This is a genomic window from Bifidobacterium xylocopae (genome assembly GCF_003315615.1).
GTDB classification, from domain to species: Bacteria; Actinomycetota; Actinomycetes; order Actinomycetales; family Bifidobacteriaceae; genus Bombiscardovia; species Bombiscardovia xylocopae.
On the sequence record NZ_PDCH01000079.1, the window covers coordinates 1 to 439 of the forward strand.

Below are 439 nucleotides of genomic sequence, written 5' to 3' on the forward strand. Positions count from 1 at the left end.
CCGCGCTGGCCCCGCCCAGCGCGCGAGCTACACCGCCAGCTCAATGCGGGAGGCAGGCAGTGGGTGTCCCGACACATGAAACCCCACGTACGGAGCCGAGCAGGGGCGGCATCACCGCAGAAAGGGCTGACATCGCGGGCCGCGACGCCATCGACGCCTGGAAGCACTCACTGGACCGGCGGTGCGGGCTGGACCGGCGGCAGCGGCTCCTCGTCCGCGAGACCATCAGCCGCGACCTGCCCTGCCGCGACGCCGTCGTGTGCGCCTGCATGGACCCGAGCCTGCCGCTGGAATCACTCGAACGCATAGCCTGCGACCCCCAGGACGACCGCGCCCTGCGCGACCTGGCCCGCACGCTCGACAGCGCTTTCACGCGGCGCCCCCCCCCTGTCCCCTATCCGCCTTCGCCTCCCCCGCCTGTGGCGTCCGATTCCCCACC

The 439-nt window shown here is 72.7% G+C and carries 1 protein-coding gene; it reads left to right on the forward strand.

Going from position 1 to position 439, the window contains the following annotated elements:
- Positions 1–59 precede the first annotated feature (59 nt).
- Positions 60–439, forward strand: a 380-nt coding sequence (locus CRD59_RS07710; protein ID WP_201736594.1) for a hypothetical protein, incomplete at its 3' end; no start/stop codon positions are given.